This window comes from Streptomyces sp. SID1328, from assembly GCF_009865595.1.
Taxonomy (GTDB): Bacteria; Actinomycetota; Actinomycetes; order Streptomycetales; family Streptomycetaceae; genus Streptomyces; species Streptomyces griseoluteus.
On record NZ_WWKH01000734.1, the window covers coordinates 1 to 7,555 of the forward strand.

6 protein-coding genes and 1 tRNA gene are annotated in these 7,555 nt (G+C 70.8%); 3 read left to right on the forward strand and 4 right to left on the reverse strand.

Annotated features, from left to right (window positions below):
* From GT030_RS23645 to GT030_RS23655, 3 genes are all read left to right on the forward strand, one after another.
* Nucleotides 1-74 (forward strand) — tRNA-Lys (locus GT030_RS23645).
* A gap of 367 nt (nt 75-441) precedes the next feature.
* Nucleotides 442-2,319: a cellulose synthase catalytic subunit gene (locus GT030_RS23650; RefSeq protein WP_161202821.1), complete on the forward strand. Its 1,878-nt coding sequence runs from the start codon at nt 442-444 to the stop codon at nt 2,317-2,319.
* Nucleotides 2,316-4,250, forward strand: a complete 1,935-nt coding sequence (locus GT030_RS23655) for a kelch motif-containing protein (protein ID WP_161202822.1) — start codon at nt 2,316-2,318, stop codon at nt 4,248-4,250. The genes GT030_RS23650 and GT030_RS23655 overlap by 4 nt, the downstream gene beginning before the upstream one ends.
* Here the strand turns inward: GT030_RS23655 and GT030_RS23660 are convergent.
* The 4 genes from GT030_RS23660 to GT030_RS23675 form a co-directional block, all read right to left on the reverse strand.
* Nucleotides 4,247-5,233, reverse strand: a complete 987-nt coding sequence (locus tag GT030_RS23660; protein ID WP_202460480.1) for a glycoside hydrolase family 6 protein — start codon at nt 5,231-5,233, stop codon at nt 4,247-4,249. The genes GT030_RS23655 and GT030_RS23660 overlap by 4 nt on opposite strands.
* A 106-nt stretch (nt 5,234-5,339) precedes the next feature.
* On the reverse strand, nt 5,340-5,993 hold the full coding sequence (locus tag GT030_RS23665) for a class F sortase (protein ID WP_161202824.1): 654 nt from the start codon (nt 5,991-5,993) through the stop codon (nt 5,340-5,342).
* Between the two features lie 11 nt (nt 5,994-6,004).
* Nucleotides 6,005-6,604: a hypothetical protein gene (locus tag GT030_RS23670; protein ID WP_202460481.1), complete on the reverse strand. Its 600-nt coding sequence runs from the start codon at nt 6,602-6,604 to the stop codon at nt 6,005-6,007.
* A 116-nt stretch (nt 6,605-6,720) separates the two neighbouring features.
* Nucleotides 6,721-7,500 carry an HAD-IIA family hydrolase gene (locus GT030_RS23675; RefSeq protein ID WP_161202825.1) on the reverse strand — a complete coding sequence of 260 codons (780 nt, stop codon included), beginning with the start codon at nt 7,498-7,500 and terminating at the stop codon, nt 6,721-6,723.
* Nucleotides 7,501-7,555: the final 55 nt, after the last annotated feature.

Consider the following 7,555-nt stretch of genomic DNA (forward strand, 5'->3'; position numbering starts at 1 on the left):
GCGCCGCTAGCTCAGTTGGTTAGAGCAGCTGACTCTTAATCAGCGGGTCCGGGGTTCGAGTCCCTGGCGGCGCACAGACAACAGGCAGGCCCCCCGTGCGAACGGGGGGCCTGCTTGCGTTTCCGCTCACCGCAATGAACGGTTTTGACCGGTAAACAACAGGTTTCGCATCTTGCGATCATGCTCGTCGGCGTAGAACCCTGTTGTCCGCGATGCCGTGGAAACACGGCAGTTGGGGGGAAGTACCGGTCGCGCACCGCGCCCAGGGGGGCCATCTCGCGCCGCGACCGGAGCATCGCCGTTCCCTGCCCTGCTCACGGTGAGTCAGGGCGTGGTCACGGTCGCATGCCATGAAGTCGCCCGCGCCGGCCTGGGGAGGTCCGTCGCGGGCGGAAGGACTGACGAAACACGCGCCGACCCGCGCGTGTGGGGGGATGACTCATGACGGATGATCCGTCACGCACCACCAGACCCGGAACCGTCGCGCACCGGCCCGGCCGGGCCGCGAGGAGCCTGCCGCGATACGACTACGAGCACTACAGCCGCCTCGCCGGCCCGCTCACCGAGCCGCCCGTCGACCGGCCGTACACCGTGCGCTACCGCTCGCTGCTCTCGCAGGAGCCGCACCGGATGCGGGCCGCACTCATGCTGGGCGCCGCCCCGCTGCTCTCGCTCGTCCTGCTGGGCTGGCTGCTCCGGCCGGAGCACTGGACCGAACGCGACTACCCGGCCTACGGCTTCCTGCCCGCGCTGGACACCCTGATGCTGGTCTCGATCGGCCTGATCGAGTTCTTCCGCTGTCTGAACGTGCTGTCCAACGCGCACGCCACCCTCGTCGCCCGCGACCCGGTGCCGGTGGTGCCCGAGGCCGGGACCCGCGTGGCCTTCCTGACCTCCTTCGTGCCCGGCAAGGAGCCGCTGGAGATGGTCACCCGCACCCTGGAGGCGGCCGTCCGGCTGCGGCACCGGGGCCTGCTCCACGTCTGGCTGCTGGACGAGGGCGACGACCCGGCCGTCAAGGAGGTCTGCGCCCGGCTCGGCGTCCGCCACTTCAGCCGCAAGGGCGTGGCGAAGTGGAACCAGCCCTCGGGCCCGCACCGCGCGAAGACCAAGCACGGCAACTACAACGCCTGGCTGGACGCGCACGGCGACGCCTACGACTTCTTCGCCTCCGTCGACACCGACCACGTCCCGCTCCCCAACTACCTGGAGCGGATGCTCGGTTACTTCCGCGACCCGGACGTCGGCTTCGTCATCGGCCCGCAGGTGTACGGCAACTACGACACGTTCGTCACCAAGGCCGCCGAGTCGCAGCAGTTCCTCTTCCACGCCCTGATCCAGCGCGCCGGGAACCGCTACGGCGCCCCGATGTTCGTCGGCACCTCCAACGCGGTGCGGATCGGCGCGCTCAGGCAGATCGGCGGGCTGTACGACTCGATCACCGAGGACATGGCGACCGGCTTCGAGATGCACCGGGCGACCAACCCGGCCACCGGCCGCAAGTGGCGGTCGGTGTACACCCCGGACGTGCTCGCGGTGGGCGAGGGCCCGAACGCCTGGACCGACTTCTTCACCCAGCAACTCCGCTGGTCACGGGGGACGTACGAGACGATCCTCAAGCAGTACTGGAAGGGCTTCGCCACTCTGCCGCCGGGCAAGCTCTTCAACTACACGATGATGATCGTGTTCTACCCGATGTCCGCCCTCAACTGGATTCTCGCCGCCCTGAGTTGCGCGCTCTTCCTGGGCCTGGGCGCCTCGGGCGTGAACATCGACCCGACCGTCTGGCTGATGCTGTACGGCAACGCCTCCGCGCTCCAGATCGGCCTGTACCTCTGGAACCGGCGGCACAACGTCTCCCCGCACGAGCCGGAGGGGTCCGGCGGGATCGCGGGCATGATGATGTCGGCGCTCTCCGCGCCGGTGTACGCCCGCTCACTGCTGGACGCGGTACTGCGCCGCAGGAGCGGCTTCGTGGTGACCCCCAAGGGCGACTCGGCCAGCCCGGACACGCTGTTCGGGACGTTCCGCATCCACTGGTTCTTCATCGCGGTCTTCGCGGGCTCGCTGACCGCGGGCTTCGCGCTGGACCACGCCCACCCGGCGATGATCATCTGGGCGGTTTTCGCCCTGCTGATCACGGCTTCACCCATCCTCGTGTGGGGGTGGTCGCTGCGGGGTGAGCGCGTGCCGGGCGCGGCCGCCGAGCCGGTACCGGAACCGCTGCCCGCGCCGCGGGTCCCGGTGCAGCGCACGGCCCGTGACAGCGAGCAGACCCTGCGGATCGCCGTCGGCGGGCTGGGGGGACGGGACGAATGAGGGACCTCACCGGCCGCCGCCGCGCCCGCCGACTGGGGACGGGCGCCGTGGTGGTCCTCGCGCTGGCCGGGATGAACGGCCCCTGGCTCTACCGCTTCGGCACCGAGCGGTACCACCAGTACGAGATCGGCAAGCCGGAGTACAAGGCCGCCAACGGCCACTGGGAGATCGTGGAGTTCCCCGAGGAGTACCGCCAGGACACCATCCACGCGGCGCTGCTGCGTACCGGCAAGGTGCTGCTGGTGGCGGGGTCGGGCAACAAGCAGGAGAACTTCGACGCCAAGAAGTTCGACACCCGGCTCTGGGACCCGGTCAGGGGCACGGTCAAGAAGATCCCCACGCCCAAGGACCTCTTCTGCACCGGCCACACCCAACTGGCCGACGGCCGTCTGCTGATCGCGGGCGGCACCAAGCGGTACGAGAAGCTCAAGGGCGATGTCACCAAGGCGGGCGGCCTGATGATCGTCCACAACGAGAACCCGGACCGCCCCGTCACGCTGCCCGCCGGCACCCGGTTCACCGGGCGGAGCAACGGCCGCACCTTCGTGTCCAAGGACCCGGTCCTCGTCCCGCGCGCGAAGAAGGTCTTCGACCGCGCGGGCCGCTTCCTGCGCAACGACCCCGGCCTCGGCCGGATCTACGTCGAGGCCCAGCGCAGCGGCACGAGGTACGAGACCGGCACCCAGGACAACTACCGGGTGCGCGGGCTCACCGGCGCCGAGGCGCGCAACACGTACGGCATCGCGCAGAAGCTCGCGCTCGACAAGAAGGACTTCCAGGGCATCCGCGACGCCTTCGAGTTCGATCCGGTGGCCGAGCGGTACATCAAGGTCGACCCGATGAACGAGGCCCGCTGGTACCCGACGCTCACCACGCTGTCGGACGGCAAGGTCCTCGGCGTCTCCGGGCTGGACGACATCGGGCAGTTGGTGCCGGGCAAGAACGAGGTGTTCGACCCGGCGACGAAGAAGTGGGCGTACACGCCGAAGGTCCGGCAGTTCCCGACCTACCCGGCGCTGTTCCTGACGCAGAACGGCAAGGTCTTCTACTCGGGCTCCAACGCGGGGTACGGGCCCGACGACGTGGGCCGGAAGCCGGGCGTCTGGGACGTGGGCACGAATCGGTTCACCGAGCTGCCGGGGATGAGCGATCCCGACCGGCTGGAGACCTCGGGCACCGTGCTGTTGCCTCCGGCGCAGGACGAGCGTTATTTGGTGATCGGCGGGGGCGGGGTCGGGGAGTCCGGGCTGGCCAGCAGGAAGACCCGGCTGATCGACCTCAGGGCACCTGAACCCCGGTTCGTGGACGGGCCCTCGCTGGAGAAGGGGACCCGGTATCCGCAGGCCTCGGTGCTGCCCGACGACACCGTGCTGGTGTCGGGGGGTTCGGAGGACTACCGGGGGCGGGGTGACTCGGACATCCTCCAGGCGCGGATCTACCACCCGGACAGCGGCCGTTTCACTCGGGTCGCCGATCCGCTGGTGGGGCGGAACTATCACTCCGGGTCCATTCTGCTGCCGGACGGGCGGGTGATGTTCTTCGGCTCCGACCCGCTGTACGGGGACCGCGCGAACACCCGGCCGGGGAGCTTCGAGCAGCGGATCGAGATCTATACGCCGCCTTATCTGTACCGGGGGTCGCGGCCGTCGCTGGGGGCGGGGCCCGAGCGGCTCGTGCGGGGCGGGTCGGGGACGTTCGTCTCCCCGCACGCTTCGAGCATCCGGAAGGTGCGGTTGATCCGGCCGAGTGCGGCCACGCATGTGACGGATGTGGATCAGCGGTCCATCGCGTTGGGGTTCAGTGTGGCCGGGGACCGGGTGACGGTGCGGGTGCCGGCCAACCGGAATCTGGTGCAGGCGGGGTGGTACATGCTGTTCGTGGACGACGACCAGGGGACGCCTTCCAAGGCCCGGTGGGTGCGGGTCCCCTAGTCCTCGGTCAGCTTCAGGGCGTACTCCGGCCACCAGGCTCCCGCCTTCGGGCCTCCTCTGCACTCGCCGTCCGACTCTCCCGGGCGTTTGACCCACAGGTAGGCGTCGACCAGGGGGTCCGCTGTCCTGGTGGTCGGGGGGTCGCCCAGGGCCCGGCCCGGTGGGTTGCACCAGCGTTCCCCGGGGGCGCCCTGGGTGTAGGGGCCGTTGCCGTTGCGGCTGGTGTCGATGACGAAGTGTTTGCCGCCCACCTTGGCCGAGAGGCGTCTGCCGTAGGCGACGGAGTCCGCGGTGGAGTAGAAGTTGGAGACGTTGACGGCGAAGCCGTCGGCGTCCTCCACTCCCGCCGACTTCAGCGGAGCGTGGATCTGGTCGGGGTGACCCCAGCCCGCGTTGCCCGCATCCAGGTAGACGCTGGTGTGCTTCAGGGCCGCGAGTCGGGTGACCGCGCCCCGCAGGAGGTCGTAGCGCTCCTCCTGGAACTCCTTCGGGGTGCAGCCGTCCACCAGGTGGAGCAGGGCGTCCGGTTCGAGGACGACGGTGGCGGCGCGGTCCCCGATGCCGCGCGCGACCCCGTCGACCCAGGCCCGGTACGCGGCTCCGTCGGCCGCGCCCCCCTGCGAGTACTGGCCGCAGTCGCGGTGCGGGATGTTGTAGAGGACCAGCAGGGCGGTACGGCCGGACTTGGCGGCGGCCTCGGTGTACCCCCGCGCCTCCCCCTCCGGGTTCTCCGGGCCGAGCCACTCCCCCACGGGCTGCTCGGCGATCCGCCGTATCCGCGCGGCCTCGGCCCTCCGGCCGGCCTTCTCGTAGGCGGCGACCTGGCGGGCGGCGTTGCCGTCGGGGTTGACCCAGTAGGGGTTCCCCGGCCCTCGGGTACCGGCCGGCGTTCCCCCGGCGCCGTCCCCCGATGAACACCCGGCCGTCAGCAGTGCCGCCCCCAGCAGCACCACCAACGCGCGGGTCCCCCATTTCCCGTCCATGCCTTTCCCCCCTGGGCGCATTCGCTCCGGAGGGCCAATCGTGGCATACCGGCCGTGCCGGACATGGCCAGACGTGGAAGCCAACGCCCTTGATTGCCGGGGGTGTTCAGGCTTCCGTACCGGTGAGGTACGCGGAGACGACGACATTGGCCGTGTAGGCGCGGGTGGTGCGGTCGTAGGTGCCGCCGCAGGTGATCAGGCGGAGTTCGGCGCGGCCGGGGTGGCGGGTGCCGTAGGCGCGGGCGGCGTCGAAGTGGTCGGCTGGGAGCACCTCGACGTCGTCGATGGTGAAGCGGGCGACCTTGCCGTCCGCGCGGACCACCCGGACGGTCTCGCCGGGTTCGAGGGTGCTGAGCCGGTAGAAGACGGCGGGCCGGGTCTCGGTGTCGACGTGGCCGACCAGCAGCGCGGTGCCGTCCGCGCCGGGTGCGGTTCCGGCGCCGTACCAGCCGACCACCCCCGGCTGGTCGAAGGGCGGCGGGTCGATGCCGCCCCGGCTGTCCAGCCCGCGCTTCACCACCGGTGCCTGGATGGCGAGCTGCGGGATGTCGACGCGCTGCGGGGCGGAGTCGGGCAGGGGGGTCGCCGGGGCGGGCAGGGTGATGTCGCCGAGTCCGGCGATGCCACCGTGCGTGGTCCCGGCCGGGCTGTCCGGCAGCCTGGTCACCTCACGGCCCCAGAGCCAGAGCCCGAGCAGCAGCACGGCCCAGGCCACGGCCGTGACCATCCGGCCGGTGGCGCGTCCCTGCTCCTCGGCCATCCCGGCGCCCCTCAGCCGTCGTTCCGGCTCCGGCGGGACCGGAGCGCCCCGACCGTGACCGCCGCGCAGCCGGCGAGGGCCAGGCCCGTCAGGGCCTGGGCTGCGCCGGGTCCTGAGCCGGTGGGGGCCACGGTGGCGAACAGGGTGCTGGTGTCCGCCCCCGAGGCCGTACCGCCGCCGCCCGCGTGCACCGGGGCGACCGGAGAGGGGCCGGTGTCCGGCTCCAAGCCGGAGCCCGCGTCGGGGCGGGTGCCCGGCACGGCCTCGTCGACGTTGATCCGGCCGGTGAACGAGTAGTCGGCGCAGGTGATCCGCACGTCGTACGCACCCGCCTTGAGGGAGGTGCGCACCCGGGTCTGCCCGGACAGGTCGCCCTGGCCGCCGGTCAGCCGGGCGTCCGAGACGAACGCGCTGGAGACCGCCGTGCCCTGCGACGCCGTGCAGCCGCGCACCCGCAGCGACACGTCGGTGCCGGGCAGCGGGACCGACGGGGCCACGGTGAGCCCGCCGGTGCCGTGCGCGCCGCCACCGTCCGCCGCGTGGGCGACCGCCGGGGTGAACGCGGTGGCGGCGATGATTCCGGAACAGAGAGTGAGGCGAAGTGAGCCCATCGTGAACCTCCAGATAGTGGGAGGTTCCCCCGTCCGGTGCGCACCCGCATCCGGACAGGGCGTCCGATTGCTCCGTACGGGTGGACCGGGTTTGAGGCGCTCGGTCTCGTCCCAGCTCAGACGAGGTCTACGAGGTCCGCGATGGAGTCGACGACCTTGGACGGGCGGAACGGGTAGCGGTCGATCTCGGCCGCCTGGGTGACGCCGGTGAGCACCAGGAAGGTCCGCATCCCGGCCTCCAGTCCCGCGAGTACGTCGGTGTCCATGCGGTCACCGATCATCGCGGAGGTCTCGGAGTGGGCTCCGAGCACATTGAGACCGGCCCGCATCATCAGCGGGTTGGGCTTGCCGATGAAGTACGGCTTCTTCTTCGTCGCGGCGGTGATCAGCGCGGCGACCGAGCCGGTGGCGGGCAGCGCGCCCTCGGTGGAGGGGCCGACGTTGTCCGGGTTGGTGGCGAGAAACCTCGCGCCGCCGTTGATCAGCCGGACGGCCTTGGTCATGGCCTCGAAGCTGTACGTCCGGGTCTCGCCCAGGATCACGAAGTCCGGGTCGTGGTCGGTGAGGATGTAGCCCACGTCGTGCAGCGCGGTGGTCAGCCCGGCCTCGCCGATGACATACGCGCTGCCGCCGGGCCGCTGCTCGTCCACGAACTGGGCGGTGGCCATCGCGGACGTCCAGATGTTCTCCACCGGCACGTCCAGGCCCAGCCGCTTCAGTCGGGCGTGCAGGTCCCTGGCCGTGTAGATGGAGTTGTTCGTCAGCACCAGGAACGGCCGCTCGGCCTCCCGCAGCTTCTTCAGAAACGCGTCGGCACCCGGAATGGGCACTCCCTCATGGATCAGAACGCCGTCCATGTCGGTGAGCCATGACTCGATGGGCCTGCGGTCTGCCATGCGTACGTCCTCCAGCGAGTGTCTGCCGACGGCTGAGGGGTCCAGGGTAGTGAGG

Excerpts from the sequence above, each read along its gene's own strand:
- GT030_RS23670 (WP_202460481.1), bottom strand. The coding sequence starts at position 6,604 with ATGGGCTCACTTCGCCTCACTCTCTGTTCCGGAATCATCGCCGCCACC.
- GT030_RS23660 (WP_202460480.1), bottom strand. The coding sequence starts at position 5,233 with ATGGACGGGAAATGGGGGACCCGCGCGTTGGTGGTGCTGCTGGGGGCG.
- GT030_RS23650 (WP_161202821.1), top strand. The coding sequence starts at position 442 with ATGACGGATGATCCGTCACGCACCACCAGACCCGGAACCGTCGCGCAC.
- GT030_RS23655 (WP_161202822.1), top strand. The coding sequence starts at position 2,316 with ATGAGGGACCTCACCGGCCGCCGCCGCGCCCGCCGACTGGGGACGGGC.
- GT030_RS23675 (WP_161202825.1), bottom strand. The coding sequence starts at position 7,500 with ATGGCAGACCGCAGGCCCATCGAGTCATGGCTCACCGACATGGACGGC.
- GT030_RS23665 (WP_161202824.1), bottom strand. The coding sequence starts at position 5,993 with ATGGCCGAGGAGCAGGGACGCGCCACCGGCCGGATGGTCACGGCCGTG.